Annotated in this window: 14 protein-coding genes; 6 read left to right on the forward strand and 8 right to left on the reverse strand. The window is 64.1% G+C overall.

What is annotated here, in order from left to right:
- Nucleotides 1–88 precede the first annotated feature (88 nt).
- Nucleotides 89–352, forward strand: a complete 264-nt coding sequence (locus tag QX124_RS24100) for a HigA family addiction module antitoxin (RefSeq protein WP_315798473.1) — start codon at nt 89–91, stop codon at nt 350–352.
- An 81-nt stretch (nt 353–433) separates the two neighbouring features.
- Here the strand turns inward: QX124_RS24100 and QX124_RS24105 are convergent, their stop codons facing one another.
- The 6 genes from QX124_RS24105 to QX124_RS24130 all read right to left on the reverse strand — a co-directional run bounded on the left by QX124_RS24105 (nt 434) and on the right by QX124_RS24130 (nt 5865).
- On the reverse strand, nt 434–1633 hold the full coding sequence (locus QX124_RS24105) for a restriction endonuclease subunit S (RefSeq protein ID WP_315798474.1): 1200 nt from the start codon (nt 1631–1633) through the stop codon (nt 434–436).
- Nucleotides 1630–3171 carry a class I SAM-dependent DNA methyltransferase gene (locus QX124_RS24110; RefSeq protein ID WP_315798484.1) on the reverse strand — a complete coding sequence of 514 codons (1542 nt, stop codon included), beginning with the start codon at nt 3169–3171 and terminating at the stop codon, nt 1630–1632. The genes QX124_RS24105 and QX124_RS24110 overlap by 4 nt, the downstream gene beginning before the upstream one ends.
- Before the next feature lie 114 nt (nt 3172–3285).
- Complete coding sequence (locus QX124_RS24115) at nt 3286–3609, reverse strand: transcriptional regulator (RefSeq protein ID WP_315798475.1); 324 nt, start codon at nt 3607–3609, stop codon at nt 3286–3288.
- A gap of 30 nt (nt 3610–3639) precedes the next feature.
- Nucleotides 3640–3840, reverse strand: coding sequence for a hypothetical protein (locus QX124_RS24120; RefSeq protein WP_315738305.1), 201 nt, complete (start codon nt 3838–3840; stop codon nt 3640–3642).
- Between the two features lie 4 nt (nt 3841–3844).
- Nucleotides 3845–4138: a BrnT family toxin gene (locus tag QX124_RS24125; protein WP_315738306.1), complete on the reverse strand. Its 294-nt coding sequence runs from the start codon at nt 4136–4138 to the stop codon at nt 3845–3847.
- A gap of 638 nt (nt 4139–4776) precedes the next feature.
- Nucleotides 4777–5865 (reverse strand): COX15/CtaA family protein, encoded by a 1089-nt coding sequence (locus QX124_RS24130; protein WP_315798476.1) that lies wholly within the window; start codon nt 5863–5865, stop codon nt 4777–4779.
- Nucleotides 5866–5967: 102 nt separating this feature from the next.
- Here QX124_RS24130 and QX124_RS24135 point away from each other — a divergent pair, with 102 nt between their 5' ends.
- Nucleotides 5968–6189: a DUF2842 domain-containing protein gene (locus tag QX124_RS24135; RefSeq protein ID WP_315711497.1), complete on the forward strand. Its 222-nt coding sequence runs from the start codon at nt 5968–5970 to the stop codon at nt 6187–6189.
- On the opposite strand, the gene QX124_RS24140 is transcribed toward QX124_RS24135, so the two are convergent.
- Entirely contained in the window at nt 6190–7251 is a 1062-nt protein-coding gene (locus tag QX124_RS24140; protein ID WP_315798477.1) for a polysaccharide deacetylase family protein, read from the reverse strand.
- Between the two features lie 275 nt (nt 7252–7526).
- Between QX124_RS24140 and QX124_RS24145 the strand changes: the two genes are divergently transcribed.
- A complete protein-coding gene (locus tag QX124_RS24145) occupies nt 7527–8771 on the forward strand; it encodes a GNAT family N-acetyltransferase (protein ID WP_315798478.1) in 1245 nt (414 codons plus the stop codon).
- On the opposite strand, the gene QX124_RS24150 is transcribed toward QX124_RS24145, so the two are convergent.
- The gene (locus QX124_RS24150; protein ID WP_315798479.1) at nt 8768–11038 is read right to left on the reverse strand and encodes an exopolysaccharide transport family protein; all 2271 of its coding nucleotides are present in this window, start codon (nt 11036–11038) and stop codon (nt 8768–8770) included. The two genes, QX124_RS24145 and QX124_RS24150, sit on opposite strands and share 4 nt — an antisense overlap.
- A 364-nt stretch (nt 11039–11402) precedes the next feature.
- On the opposite strand from QX124_RS24150, the gene QX124_RS24155 reads away from it, so the two are divergent.
- From QX124_RS24155 to QX124_RS24165, 3 genes are all read left to right on the forward strand, one after another.
- Nucleotides 11403–12536, forward strand: a complete 1134-nt coding sequence (locus QX124_RS24155; protein ID WP_315780317.1) for a glycosyltransferase family 4 protein — start codon at nt 11403–11405, stop codon at nt 12534–12536.
- Nucleotides 12537–12689: 153 nt separating this feature from the next.
- Complete coding sequence (locus QX124_RS24160; protein ID WP_315798480.1) at nt 12690–14219, forward strand: undecaprenyl-phosphate glucose phosphotransferase; 1530 nt, start codon at nt 12690–12692, stop codon at nt 14217–14219.
- Nucleotides 14220–14306: 87 nt separating this feature from the next.
- A partial coding sequence (locus QX124_RS24165) for an O-antigen ligase family protein (RefSeq protein WP_315798481.1) occupies nt 14307–15535 on the forward strand: 1229 nt, incomplete at its 3' end.

The raw sequence follows: 15535 nt of genomic DNA on the forward strand, positions 1-15535 counted from the left end.
TACCATAGCTCGTCGCTCCTTGCGAGTAGCGTTTTCAACAGGTTACATGTTGATCATTCCTGAGCAGCCAGTCTTCCGAGGCAAGCCCATGCTGATGACCACACGCAAGCCGGCAACGGCGGCCGAAATCCTAGTCGAGGAGTTCATGCAGCCGCCCGGGCTGACGCAGACCGCGCTGGCTACCGCCATGGGCGTGCAGCGCAAGCACCTCAACGAGCTCTGCAACGGCAAGCGCAACGTCACCGCCTCCACCGCCCTCATGCTCGCCCGCGTTTTCGGCAACAGCCCGGAGTTCTGGCTCAACGTGCAGCGACGCAGCGATTCGTGGAACGTCATACACTCGACGCGCTAGCAAGAGCATATCGAGCGTGCCAAGCGGCCGCCCCGTCGGCACGATGATCGCCTGCGATTACTGAGGGTCGGACCCGCCCGCTCAGAGCAAACCCGAAAATGCGCTATACTGGAGTGAAGAGAAAAGCGCATCTATCGCGATGTCGGCCTCAGCTGCCCTCTTTTTTTCCTGCTGAACCCTTTCTTTTGCGAGTGAAAATCTCTCTTGATCCTCGATTGGCGGCAGAACGAAGGACAATTTATCAACGACCGCCTTGTTTAGATTAGGCATCGTGATCCCAGCCGCTGCACCTTCAAAATACTCAATCGCCGAGGGAGAACTAATTAATGCCTGCAAAAATGCTGGCAGCGCCTTGGAGAAGTTTGGTCGAATGAACAATGATCCGGTACCGCATACCAGTTTTTCTCTTGAAACGACTTCTGCACAGCGTCCCATTTCACCTCTTCGACCCATCACAATATCACCAAGCCGCAATTGATAGGCCTTAAGCGATTCAAATTTTTCGGCACTTATCGCGACTTGCGGCGAAGGAGTTAAAAGTCCGCCATTGATATGCATGGGGTTTATTAAGGGAATCCCCCCTGCTTTGTAGTCTTCGCGGTGAAGGAGCGAACCGAATGGGCCAATCTGCGTTCCTTCAACAACTTCAATTAATTGCACCTTCTGCCCGTTGGCCCGAAGCGGATCGCCAAACATCTCAAAAAAAATCGATTGAGCAACGCTATCAAGCAGCCTTCTTGCATGCCTGCGTTTCCGCCGCAGCGCATCGGCCTTGTCCAGGATCGCCGCGATCCGTCGCTGCTCTTCGATCGGCGGAAGCGGAATTTCGTAGCGCGCGAGATCCTGCCCAGTAAGATGTTTAATCGTAGCGCCCGTGTAATAATCACTGAGCTTACCACTGAAGTAGTCGTGCATCAGGCAGTGAACTAGGAAACGCGCATCGAGCTCAGAACCCACCCTGACTCGATGACAAGCCTTTTGGAAAATTATTCCTTCGGCCTCGCCATTCCAAATCGCGGCTCGTCCAGCTTCTCCGCCCTCGCAAATCAGCACATCCCCCGGTCGCAATTCGTACTTATGTAATTCGTTGTCCTCAACGCGAATCTCTTGTAGATCATTTAAGTCAATCTCAAACCATCGGATATTGGGATTGCGTAGATAAGGACGCAGTTCACCAGTGTTCTTCGCGTTATCCAGCATTTTGCCGAGACGATGCTCGGCAACTTCGCCGAGGCGAACCCGCGGCCAAGTCTTGGAACGGAAAGGCGTCAGCGCATTCACAACATCGCCTCCAACTCAGCAAGACCGTCTGCGATTTCCTGTTCAATCATTTTCAACTCGGCGATGATCTCCTTCGGCGGCCGATGCTCGGCTGCATCGTGTACCACCTCATTGTAGCGGTTGAGAGAGAAGTCGTAGCCGGCTTCCGCGATCTCTGTCTTGGGCACGCAGAAGCTCTGACTCGTACGCGGCCGCTCCCGCTCAGCTCCATCACGTTCCTTCCAGCGCGCCGCAATGTCGGGCAGATTGTTCTTTTCGTGCTCGCCGGCATCAAGCTTAGCCCGCGGCCCGAGCTTGTCAGCCGGCAGCAGAGGCGTGCGTTTATCGTCCAGCGAAATACCGTCGGCCTGACAATCATAGAACCAGACGTGATCCGTGCCGCCGGAATTGGTCTTGGTGAACAGCAGGATCGCGGTGGAGACGCCGGCATAGGGCCGGAACACGCCGGACGGCAACTTGACGATGCCGTCGAGCTTGTGGTCCTCGACCAGCATCTTGCGGATCGCCTTGTGCGCGGTCGAGGAGCCGAACAGCACGCCGTCCGGCACGATCACGGCGGCGCGGCCGCCGGGCTTCAAGAGACGCAGAAACAAAGCCAAAAACAACAGCTCGGTCTTCTTGGTCTTGACGATCGCAAGCAGATCCTTCGCTGTGGTCTCGTAGTCCAAATTGCCTGCGAACGGCGGGTTGGCGAGCACGAGACTGTAGCGGTCGGTATCACCGACATGATCCTGTGACAGAGAATCTTTTCGACGGATGTCAGGATCGTCGACGCCGTGCAAGGTCATGTTCATCGAGCCGATGCGCAGCATCGTGGCATCGAAGTCGAAGCCGTGGAACATCTCCTCGTTGAAATGGTCACGGCTCTCCTTGTCGTGGAACAGCTTTGGGTCGTTGTCGCGCAGATACTCGCCAGCGACGACCAGGAAGCCGCAGGTGCCGCAGGCGGGATCGCAGATCACGTCCTTGCGCGTCGGCGCCATCATCTCGACCATCAGCGCGATGATGTGGCGCGGGGTGCGGAACTGGCCGTTCTGGCCGGCGCTGGCGATCTTGCCCAGCATGTATTCGTAGAGGTCGCCCTTGGTGTCGCGGTCCTCCATCGGGATGTCGGCGAGCAGGTCGACCACCTTCGCCAGCAGTGCCGGCGTCGGAATGGTGAAGCGCGCGCCCTTCATGTGGGTGGCGTGCGCGGTGTCCGCGTCGGCCATCTTGCGCAGGAACGGGAAGACGTGCTCCGAGACGATGTCGAACATCGTCGCCGGGTCCTTGTTCTTCAGCCGCGACCAGCGCATCTCCTCGTAAGCGACGCCGCCGCCCGTGCCGACGCCGTCCTTGCCTTCGGGGAAGATGCGCCGCTCCATCGGCTTGCCCAGCCGGGTGGCGCGGTTCTCCTCGCGCGTATGCGCCTCATCCAGCCCGCGGATGAACAGCAGGTAGGTGATCTGCTCGATCACCTCGATCGGATTGGCGATGCCGCCCGACCAGAACGCATTCCAGACATTGTCGATCTTGGACCGAAGTTCGCCCGTCAGCATGTCCACCCCATTTCCGCACATCTTGCTGAACCGGCATAGCAAATTCGGAGGGGCGCGAAACCGATTCGGCGGGGTCATCCCCTGCCTTGCGAGCACGTCAAACCGGGCCCAGCCTCACTCCGCTGCCACGGCGCGGACTTCGAGGTGAACCCCCGTCTCGGTCTGCAACACCCGGATCACACCGAGCAGGTTACCCGCCGTCCGATTGCCTGACGGTCCGAACATGCGCAACAGGCTTTTCTCCGGCCGGCCAAGCGCCTTGCTCAACGCCTCGAAGCCGATCGTTGCGTTGATATACGCACGCAGGCCGGCGCGGCCGTCATCGACCTCTCCGCGCAGCAGCGCACTCACGGCTTCCTGGAACAACGCCTCGCGAAACGCCGGATCGCGGTCCGAGCGCGCCCGAACCGTGTCGCGGAAGTCTGGTCGCGAAGGCATCATGAGGTGCTCGCAGAAACTCCCAAAGAGCTATTTCGCAGCCTCGATCCGCTCAATATCCTCCTTGAGAAGCGTGTTGACCAATTCGGTCAACGATACGCCCCGCGCGCTGGCCAGCCCGGTCAGGTGATCGAGCACATCAGGCTCGAGATGCACCGGAGGCAGCATTCGCGCGCCCTTGCGAAAGAACTTGCCGCGTTCGGCGTTCGAGAAATCGTATTCATCCTTCATCGGATCACCCATTCTCGTAGGAGCGGATTTCGCGCCGGGTCGGGCGACGGACAGAAATGATGCGGATCGCTGCGCGGTCTGCCGATAGCTCCGTGTACGTATGCACGACCAGCAGTAGCTCGTGCGCAATATTGCGTCCCATCGTAACCCATCGTTCCTCGCCTGCGCCAGATCCGTCATCGAGACGCGAGAGCGCCAACGGATCGCTGAAGATGCTCATCGCCCGCTCAAAGGCAACGCCATGCTTGCGCAGATTGCTCTCTGCCTTGGCCGGATCCCAATCGAACTCGAATTGCATGGTCCGCCCCACCCGGCGATGTCCGCGACACGCCACGCTTGCCAAACGACGCAAATCAGTTTATGTTCTCTTTTTGTTCCTGTCCAGCCGAGGGGCGCTTCCGGATCGTCCAGTTGCGTAGGGCAGGAATGCGGTGGACGTGGCGGGCCGTGCGCGGGCGTATGCTTGCGCGGACGAGCGACCTGTCACGGACGGCGAAGTCGCGTGGTCCTGGCGCCCCGACGCTGGCGCTAAGTTTCGTGTGGGTGCTCAACGCATCGCATGAGGTGACGGGGGCAAGACAGCCCGGTCCCCGGGGAGATCGCGTATAAGCGTTAAAACCATCGCGCGGGGAAGGCCGGGTGTTTTCGGCCGTACCTGTGGTGACCGCCGCGTGCTTTTTTCTTTGCACGCGGGCCATGGGTGCCGGCCAGGCATCCGGCCTTCCCCGCGCCCTCGCGTGTTTTCGAGGGTGAAACGATCGGCAAAGCTCGGCGCGATAGCGCGCGAGGATGAAAACTGATGTCTCCACGTCATTGCGAGCGAAGCGACTTGTCCGCCGAAGCTCGAAGAGCGAAGGCGGAAGCAATCCAGAGTCGCGCGCGGGACTCTGGATTGCTTCGTCGCCTTCGGCTCCTCGCAATGACGGAAGAGAAACTCTACCCCGCCTGCCCCGCAGCCACCGCCGCCTGCGGCACGGCGACAACAGCCGTACGCCGCGGCGACAGGCGCTCGGCCTGCAGCACGGCGAAGGTCAGCACGATGATGGCCGTGCCCTGATGCAACAGCGCCAGCGAGATCGGCACCAGCGCCAGCAGAGTGAGGATGCCGAGCACGGCCTGCACCAGGATGGCGGCGAGCAGCCGGTGGGCGCTGCGCACCACCGCCCGTCCGGCGCCGGCGCGCATCACGTCGAAGGCGTGCCACGCCGCCAGCGCCAGCAGCGTGTAAGCGGTCATGCGATGCATGAACTGCACCGTCAAATCGTTCTCGAACAGGTTGATCCACCACGGCGACTGGATCCACAGATTGGCCGCCTTCGGGATCAGGCCGCCGTCGATCTCGGGCCAGGTGTTGTAGACGAGGCCGGCGCGCAGGCCGGCCACCAGCGCGCCGAGATAGAGCTGCACGAAGGTGACGCCGACCAGCAGCCAGGCCGTCAGCCGCAGCCGCGCCGGCACCTCGGCCTCCTCGCGCGGCGCGAGCCGCCGCAGCGTCCAGACGATCGACGCGTAGATCAGCAGCGCCAGCGCGAGATGCGTCGCCAGCCGGACCGGCGCCACCTCGGTGCGCTCGGTGAGGCCGGAGGCCACCATCCACCAGCCGACCGCGCCCTGCAGCGCGCCGAGGCCGAAGATCAGCCACAGCCTGCGGCCGAGCGGGCCAGACACGGCGCCACGCCACAAAAACCACAGGAACGGCAGCAGGTAGACCATGCCGATGACGCGGCCGAGCAGCCGGTGGCTCCACTCCCACCAGAAGATGGTCTTGAAGTCGTGCAGGGTCATGCCGGCGTTCATCTGCCGGTACTGCGGAATGGTCTTGTAGGCCTCGAAGGCGTCGGTCCAGGCCCGCTCCGACAGCGGCGGCAAGGTGCCGGTGACCGGCTTCCATTCGACGATCGAGAGCCCGGATTCGGTCAGCCGCGTGGCGCCGCCGACCAGCACCATCAGCGCGATCAGGCCGGCCACGACGAGCAGCCAGATGCGGATCGCGGCGAGATCTGTCGTGCGGGGAACCGTGGTCATGGACGTTGAGCGCTCGATTGAACCGGGGCTGACAGGCCCTTATAATCCCGAGGAAATCGCGCGCAAGCCGCGCCGCCCCCAGCCGAGGCTGACAATCCCGTCATGACGATCCGCACCCGCAAACTGATCGGCGCCGTCGCGCTGCTCCTGCTCGCTTTCGCCTGGTCGATGATGGGCATGGTGATGGCGCAATTCCCTCTGATCGCCAATTCCGGCTGGCTGCAGGCGGTGTATTACGTCGTGGTCGGCATGGGCTGGGTGCTGCCGGCGATGCCGATCGTGAGCTGGATGCTGCGCCCGGATCCGGAGCGGCAGCAGGGCTGATCAGCCGAGATCGAGTTTCGGCTGCGGCGCGGATTTTTCCCGCGGCAGGGTGATGCCGGCCATCAGCACCTTCAAAGCGCGCAGCGAGCGCGAGCGGCCGTCCCAGGCGATCCGCGGCAGCATGTGCAGATGGGTGCGGCCCTCGCTCTGCACGACGCCTGGCATCGTCGAGGCCGCGCTGACGAAGCCCGCCTGCTCGGCGAGCACAACGTCGCTGCGGCGGAACGAATAGCGGTCGCCGAACGGATACGCCATGTGCCGGACCGGGCGGCGCAGCGCCGTCTCCAGCACCGCCTTGCCCATCGTGATCTCGCGCTGGGCGTCGGCATCCCGGAGATTGGCGAGCACGGAATAATGCACGGTGGCACTGCCGATCGTGACGTTGGGGTCGGCGGCGAGACGGGCGATGTCGGTCCAATCCATCGCGGACTCGCGGCTCAGGGCGGCGAGATCGGCCGAATGGCGCGCGCAGAGGTCGCGGATCGCGATCGACAGCTCGGCCGGCGGCAGCTTGCGCAGCCAGCCTGCGAGATGGGCGAACAACTCGTATTTTTCAGCCGGCGTGACCACGTTGAATCGCTGTTCCCGATGGTCGATCACGAGGCTGATGCGCGCCTCGCGCGCGATCACGGCCTCCAGCGCCAGCCACCAGGCCTCGCCGAGACCATCGGGGAAGGCCGGGGGCACGTAAACGGTGAACGGCACGCCGTGGCGGGCGAGCACGGGATAGGCATGCGTGATCACGTCCTTGGAGGCGCCGTCGAAGCTCAGGCAGGCGAAGCGACGGCTTTCGGGCAGCCGGACCGACCGGTGGCAGGCCTCGTCGAGCGAGACGATCTCATAGCCCCAGCGCTTCAGCGCCCGGATCACCTTGTCGAGGAAGACGGGCGTGATCTCCGCGCACTTCAGCGGCTGGAACGCGCCCTTGCGCCGCGGCCGCACCCGCTCGAACCGCAGCACGGCACCGGCGCCGGCTGTGGCTCGCGACGCGAGCAGCGTGCGACCGCTGAAATAGGCCAGCTCGAGCCGGGCGCTGCGCAGCCACCTGTTGTCCGACGACAATTCCCGCGCCCCTTCCCCGAATCCCACTTGAAACCAGACCGTCCGCGCCCACCTGATGCTGTCAGACCATGGCGCGATCGCGTCATGATCACCGCCATCCGATGATAGCGATCGTCCGCCGTCAAGATCGCGTGGCCGCTGCCGATTTGAACAGGTCTTTGTTTGTGCCATTCCCGATTTGGGACGAAGTCATTGCCATTACCTTTTGTTGAGACTTCTTTGCGAGGGTCTCCCGACGTCAAGCAACAAAATTCCACGACAACGCGAGCTGCGCGATGACCATGGCCGCCGTGATCGAGAGCCGGACGGCGCAGGCGCCCGCGCGGCGACTGCCGTCGGGGCTCGCGCGGGTCGACATCGTGTCCGATCTGGCTGCCGCCGAGCCGGTCTGGCGCGCGCTCGAAGTCCCCGAACATGTCTCGACGCCCTACCAACGCTTCGACCTGCTCGGCGCATGGCAGCGCGACGTCGGCGCGCGCGAGCATGCGACGCCTTTCATCGTCATCGGGCGTGATGCCGAGCAACGCCCGCTGCTGCTGCTGCCGCTGACGTTGCGGCACGCCTGCGGCGTGCGCATCGCCACCTTCATGGGCGGCAAGCATACGACCTTCAACATGCCGCTGATGGATCGCGAATTCGCCACGCGCGCCAGCGCCGGCGATCTCGACGTCCTGCTCGCAGGGTTGCGCGACCGCGGCGGTGTCGACGTGCTCGCCTTGACACAGCAGCCGCTGCACTGGCGCGATCTCGCCAATCCACTGGCGCAATGGCCGCACCAGTCGTCGGTGAACGACTGTCCGGTGCTGTTGATGCCGCCGGGGGCTGCGCCGACGGCGCTGTTGTCGAATTCGTTCCGAAAGCGGCTGAAGAGCAAGGAAAAGAAGCTGCAGGCGCTGCCCGGCTATCGCTACATGGTCGCGAGCAGCGACGCCGAGATCGCCGAGCTGCTCGACTGGTTCTTCCGCACCAAGCCGGTCCGCATGGCCGAGCAGAGGCTGCCGAACGTATTTGCCGAGCCCGGCGTCGCGGCCTTCGTGCGAAGCGCCTGCATGGCAAAACTCGACTGCGGGCATCGCGCCATCGATATCCACGCGCTGCGCTGCGATGCCGAGATCATCGCATTGTTTGCCGGCGTCGCCGACGGGGCGCGCTTCTCGATGATGTTCAACACCTACACGCTGTCGGAGAATGCGCGCTGGAGCCCCGGGCTGATCCTGATGCGCTCGATCATCGATCATTACGCGCGAGAGGATTTTCGCGCCCTCGATCTCGGCATCGGATCTGACGACTACAAGCGGATGTTCTGCAAGGATGACGAGCCGATCTTCGACAGCTTCATGCCGTTGACCGCGCGGGGCCGCGTCGCCGCAACGACGATGGCTGCGGTCGGACGGGCCAAGCATGCCGTCAAGCACAGCCCTGCCCTGTTCCGTCTGGCACAGCAGCTGCGCGGCGCGCTGCAATCGCGTGGCGGCGCCGCCCAGGTGGACGAAAAGGCCGACGAGAAGGCCGGAGACTAGGCGGCGACGCCGCGCGGCCCCGGCTGGTTGCGGTTGGCGCCTCCGACCGGTGCCTTCAGCATGGTGACGGCGCCGAAGCCGACCTCGCGCAGCTGCTCGCTCATCTGGCTGCGCGCCTCGGCAGGCATGTTGGGATCGGGCACGACGATGGCGCGCGCGCCTGCGGTCAAAAGCTCGGCCGGCAGGTCGGAGGCGTTGCCGGCGTCGAGCAGCACGTGGTCGTAGACTCGCAGCAGCGCATCGATCGCGAGCGCGAGCCGCGGCGATTGCAGTTGGCTGCGGTCGGCGCCGGGGCAGCCGGCGTTGACCAGATGCAGCCGCGAGGCCTGGTCCTTGGTGATGATGGACGCAAACGATGCCTCACCCAGCATCAGCTCGATGAGGCCGGGCGCGGCCGGATCGACCGACACGCCTGCAAGCAGTTGCGGGCTGCCGGCGAGGTCGACCAGCACCACGCGCGCCTGCGCTGCCATGGTGCGCGCGATCGCGAGCGCGGTGGACGTGACGGCCTCGCCGCCGGCCGTACCGAGCACGGTGACCTTGCGGGCGCCCTCGCCCGCGGCGAGCAGATCGGATGCGAGCTGCTCGAACTCGTTCATCGGCGGCGGCTTGACCGGTTCGGGCGGGACGGCGGCCACCGCTGGCGGCACGACCGCGGCGGGACGCGCCGCTGCAGTCGATGCCGACGCGGCAACGGCCGGCGCTGCGGCGACCATGGGCGCCGCGATCATCGGCTCGACCCGGGCCGCGAGCACCATGACATCCGGCATCGCGCTCGCCGCTGGGATCTGGCTCGCTGGGCGCGGCGCGGTCAGACGCAGCAGCTCGCCGGTGATGACCACGCCCGAGGTCAGCATCAAGGTCGCCAATGTGGCGATCAGCACGATCGGCAGCTTCTTCGGGTACGCCGGCGTGTTGGACAGCACCGCCCGCGAGATGATCCGCCCATCCGCCGGCGGGGTGTCGAGCGACTCACGGGTGTTCGCCTCGCGGTACTTGGCGAGATACGATTCCAGCAGGTCGCGCTGCGACTTCGCATCGCGCTCCAGCGCCCGCAGCTGGACATCGAGGCCATTGGTGGAGGTGGCCTGCTTCTTGGCCTGATCGAGGCTCTGGCTCAGCATCTGCACCCGCCCGTCGGCGATTCGCGCGTCGCTGTCGAGCGAACGCGAGATCTTGCCGGCCTCGTCGCGGATCTGGCGGTCGAGATCAGCCAGTTGCGCTTTCAGCTCCTTGATGCGCGGGTGATTGTCGAGCAGCGTCGACGACTGCTCCGCGAGCTGCGCGCGCAGATTCACGCGCTGCTCGGACAGCCGGCGCATCAGCTCGGAGTTGACCACCTCGGACGCCTCGATCGGCTGGCCGCTCTGCAGCATCTCCCGGATCAGCCTTGCCTTGGTCTCGGCATCCGATTTCAAGGCGCGCGCATTGTTGAGCTGGGTGTTGACCTCGCCCATCTGCTGGTTGGACAGCGACGTGTTGTTGGTCCCCATGAACGAATTCGACTTGGCGCGGAACTCCTCGACCCGCGACTCCGCCTCCTCGACCTTCTTGCGCAGCCCCTGGATCTCCCCAGAGAGCCATTGGCTGGCCGATTTCGCCTGCGCCTGGCGGGCATTCTGCTGAACTACGAGATAGCCATCCGCGATCGAATTCGCGACTTGCGCCGCAAGCGCCGGATCCTGCGACTGGAACTCGACGACGAGCACCCGCGATTTGTCCACGGCGTAAACGGTCAAGCGCTCGTAATAGGCGTCCATGACGCGCTCGTCCGGCGTCATGGCGAGCGGATCTTTCACGAGGCCGATCATCGCCGCGACCGACTTCAGCGGGGACACGCCCCGCAGCACGGGATCGAACTCCGGCAGCTCGCCCAGCTTGTTCTTCCTGATGATGTCGCGGGCCAGATCGCGCGACAGGACCAGTTGCACCTGACTCGTGACCGCCTCGGCATCGAGTGCCGTCCGCTCTTCGGTGCGCTCCCCGTTCGGCCGCACGAATACGTTCTCGCGGCCGTCGATCAGAATCCGCGCTTCGGACTTGTAGCGCGGTGTGATCATGTTGACTGCGGCAATCGACAGAACGAGAGCGAGCAGCGTGGGCAGAAGGATGAAGCCACGCTTTCGCGCCAGGGCACGACCGACCAGCCGGATGTCGAGATCGCCGGCCGGGCCGGGCTCCGCCGACGACGGCGAGCCTGTCACAGGTCGGGCGGAGGCTCCGTCAACCTGTGTCTTCTTGCCGGCACGCCAGAACGCCAACCGCATTATCCACTCCCGCGAGACCCGCGCCACGCCGCCACCATACGTGGTACAATTACACTCTATTAAGGTTGCTGACGGGTTAACCGGAGCGCCTGCAACCTCGCCCTATCGAACAATCGTCATCCTTCGCCATATGCTGCTCGCAACACGTGAGCTTGCGCCAGATCGTCACAATGCTGGTGCGAGCTTGCCTGGTAGTGACGACAAGTGAGACTTTGTTAACCATCAAGCCTCTATCGAGGTTGGAGCTATCGATATTCAGCGACGAGAGGCGCCCGTGCTTCCGCTATCCGCCAGTCGTCAGATCAGCTCGCGCAGCGGCGCCTGGCAAAACCAAGCGCAAGCCGAGGGCGCGGGCGAGTTCGACATGGCACCGTCGCAGAACAAACCTCTCAAAATCCTTCACGCGGTCAGAGCTCCCGTCGGCGGCATCTTTCGGCATATCCTCGACCTTGCCAACGGTCAGGTCGATCACGGGCACGACGTGGGCATCATCGCGGACAGCCTGACCGGCGGCGAACGCGCCGATGCCGCGCTGGCCCAGATCGCGCCTCGCCTGACACTCGGCGTGCACCGCATCCCCATTCATCGGGAGCCTTGGCCGAGCGACATTCTGGCACTGAGACGGTTTTATCGACTCGCCCGTACACTCGCCCCGAACGTTCTGCACGGCCACGGCGCCAAGGCCGGCGCATTCGTCCGCCTGCTGCCGCACCGGCCAGGAACGATCCGCATCTACACGCCTCACGGCGGTTCGCTGCACTACCCACGCGACACGTTCAAAGGCGCGCTGTATGGCCGGCTTGAACGTGCGCTGATGAACCGGACCGACCTCTTCCTGTTCGAGAGCGTATTCGCCCGCGATACCTATGAGCGCATGATCGGCCATCCTCAGGGACTGGTGAATTGCGTCTTCAACGGTGTCACTGCAGGCGAGTTCGACCCGATCGCACCAGCCCGGGACCAGACCGACCTGGCGTATGTCGGCGAGTTCAGGCACATCAAGGGCACGGATCTGCTGATCGATGCCGTCGCGGAGCTGCGCTCCCGTGGCCGCCCGCTGACGCTGACTTTGGGCGGCGACGGCGAAGAGATGACGAAACTCAAGGCTCAGGTCGAACGCCTCGGTCTTGCGGCCGCAGTACGCTTCATCGGCCACGTGAAGGCCCGCGACGGATTTTCGAAAGGGCGGCTGCTCGTCGTTCCCTCGCGTGGCGATTCCATGCCCTATGTTGTGATCGAGGCGGGAGCCGCCGGGGTTCCGATGATCGCAGCGAGAGTCGGCGGCATCCCTGAGATCTTCGGACCGCACGACGACGCGATGTTCATGCCGGGCAACGCGACCGCGCTGGCCGACGCAATCGCTGCCGCACTGGACGATCCGGCTACCACGCAACTGCGCGCCAAGGCGCTGCGCGAGCGGGTCTTCCAGCATTTCTCACAGAAAGCGATGGTCGATGGCGTGCTCAACAGCTATCGCGAGGCGTTTACCAAGACCTGACGTCATTTACCATCGCTAACCGTTTCTTCCGATTTGGCCCTTAATCCCGCCGGTGGGGAATTTCCCCCGGCGCTATCAGCGCTTACATGACCACAAATACTAACAAACATAATCCGGGCTTGTACGACTGTGGAACCGATCAACGCTCGCTCGATGTTGGATGCTGCTGCGGCGACGGCCGCATCGACCGCCGCGGCCGGACGGCCGGCCGTTGAACGGCGCCGCCGCTTGTCGCCGGCGGCCCTCGCGGTCGCCAATCAGAAGGTTCACCGCGCCTACTCTCCGATCGTCCTCGCCGGCATCGTTCGCATCATCGATTTCGTGCTGCTGAGCGTCGTCGGCAGCGTCATCTATTTCGGCTACGTGGTTCCGCTCAGCGGCTTCCATTGGGAGTATCTCGTTGCCATTCTCGGCCTGGCCGTGACCACGGTGGTGTGCTTCCAGGCCGCCGACATCTACCAAATCCAGGTCTTCCGCGCCCAGGTGCGGCAGATGACCCGGATGATCTCGTCCTACTGCTTCGTCTTCCTGCTGTTCATCGGGCTCTCCTTCTTCGCCAAGATCGGCAACGAAGTCTCCCGTCTCTGGCTCGCCGCGTTCTTCTTCGTGGGGCTCGGCGCGTTGATCGCGAGCCGCGTCGTGCTGCGCAACCTGATCCGCAGCTGGGCCAGGCAAGGACGCCTCGATCGCCGGACCATCATCGTCGGCGCCGACCAGAGCGGCGAGGACTTGGTGCGTGCCCTGAAGGCGCAGGACGACTCCGAGATCGAGATCCTCGGCGTGTTCGATGACCGCAACGACTCCCGCGCGCTCGAGACCTGCGCTGGCGCGCCGAAGCTCGGCAAGGTCGATGATATCGTCGAGTTCGCGCGCAGAACCCGCGTCGACCTGGTGCTGTTCGCGCTGCCGATCTCGGCGGAAACCCGCATCCTGGACATGCTGAAAAAGCTGTGGGTGCTGCCGGTCGACATTCGCCTTTCGGCCCATACCAACAAGCTGCGCTTCCGGCCGCGCTCTTACTCCTATCTGGGCGCGGTCCCGACGCTCGACGTGTTCGAGGCCCCCATCACCGACTGGGACCTGGTGATGAAGATGCTGTTCGACCGGCTGGTCGGCGGCCTCATCCTGCTGCTTGCGCTTCCGGTGATGGCGCTGGTCGCGCTTGCGATCAAGTTCGACAGCCCGGGACCGGTGCTGTTCCGGCAGAAGCGGTTCGGCTTCAACAACGAGCGCATCGACGTCTTCAAGTTCCGGTCGCTCTATCACCACCAGGCTGATCCCACGGCGTCCAAGGTCGTCACCAAGAACGATCCGCGCGTGACCCGCGTCGGCCGCTTCATTCGCAGGACCAGCCTCGACGAGCTGCCGCAACTGTTCAACGTGGTGTTCAAGGGCAACCTCTCGCTGGTCGGTCCGCGGCCGCACGCCGTGCAGGGCAAATTGCAGAACCGGATGTTCGACGAGGCCGTCGACGGCTATTTCGCCCGCCACCGCGTCAAGCCCGGCATCACCGGCTGGGCGCAGATCAACGGCTGGCGCGGCGAGATCGACAACCAGGAGAAGATCCAGAAGCGCGTCGAGTTCGACCTCTACTACATCGAGAACTGGTCCGTGCTGTTCGACCTCTACATCCTGCTCAAGACGCCGCTGGCGCTGATGACCAAGAGCGAGAACGCCTATTGATATCGGGGATCCGGAGCGGGCACACGCCCGCTTCGCGCGTGTGTCTGGCCGATCCCGCCATGCGTTGCGTATGAGTGTGAGTTCGCGATGGCCATGACGGCGGCAGCCGGAGAGTTCGCATCGAGGCCGATCGCCCCTCCGGGCGTCGTCGCCCTGCAGCGTGCGCTGGTCTGGCTGGTCGGGGTCTCCGGCGCCATCGTGTTCATCGAACCGAGCCCCTATGAACTCGTCACGCTCGCCTCCGCCGCGGTGTTCTTCGCGACCGGCATGAGGCTGCGCCTCGTCTTCCTGCCGCTCCTGCTGTTGCTGGTCCTGGTCAATCTCGGCTACACGATCAGCGCCATACCGTTGCTCGACGATTCCAAGATCGCGACCTGGATCGCCACCTCCTGGTACATGGCCTTCACGGCGATCTTCATCGTCATGCTGACGTCGGACGACACAGAAGCGCGGCTCGACATGCTCCGCCGCGGCCTCGTGATGGGCGGCGCGATCGCAGCCCTCGCGGGCGTCGCCGGCTATTTCCATCTGGTGCCGGGTGGATACGATCTCCTCACCCTCTATGGCCGTGCGCGCGGCACCTTCAAGGACCCGAACGTGCTCGGCGCGTTCCTGATCCTGCCGGCGCTGCTCGCGCTGCAGAACGTCGTGACCGCCCGCTTCGCCGCGACCTTGCGCGCCAGCTTTGCGCTCGGCGTGATGGCGCTCGCCATCCTGCTCGCCTTCTCGCGCGCGGCCTGGGGCGGCCTCGTCCTCACCGCCGCCTTCATGCTGGCGATGATGGTGCTCACCAGCCAGACGCGGGGCGAGCGCTCCCGCATCATCTTCATGACGTTGGCGGCCGCCGTGGCCGGCATCGTCCTGATCGGCGTTCTGCTCTCCATCGATTCCATCGCCGACATGTTCAAGCAGCGGGCAAGCTTCGACCAGAGCTATGACGAGGGCCGGTTCGGACGCTTCGGACGCCACATTCTCGGCGCCGACATGGCGCTCGACCTGCCGTTCGGGATCGGGCCGCTGCAGTTCCACAACTACTTCCCCGAGGACACCCACAACTCCTATCTGAACGCGTTCATGTCGGGCGGCTGGCTGTCCGGCATCTGCTATCCCGCTCTGGTCTTCACCACCGTCATTCTCGGCTTCCGCTATCTGTTCGTGCGCGTGCCCTGGCAGCGCACCTACATCGCAATCTTCGCAGCATTCCTCGGCACGGTCGGCGAAAGCTTCATCATCGACACCGACCACTGGCGGCACTTCTTCCTGATGCTCGGCACGATGTGGGGCATGATCGCCGCCACGCGCGCCCATCAGGCCGA

It is taken from the genome of Bradyrhizobium sp. SZCCHNRI3043, assembly GCF_032377735.1.
In the GTDB taxonomy this organism is placed as follows: domain Bacteria; phylum Pseudomonadota; class Alphaproteobacteria; order Rhizobiales; family Xanthobacteraceae; genus Bradyrhizobium.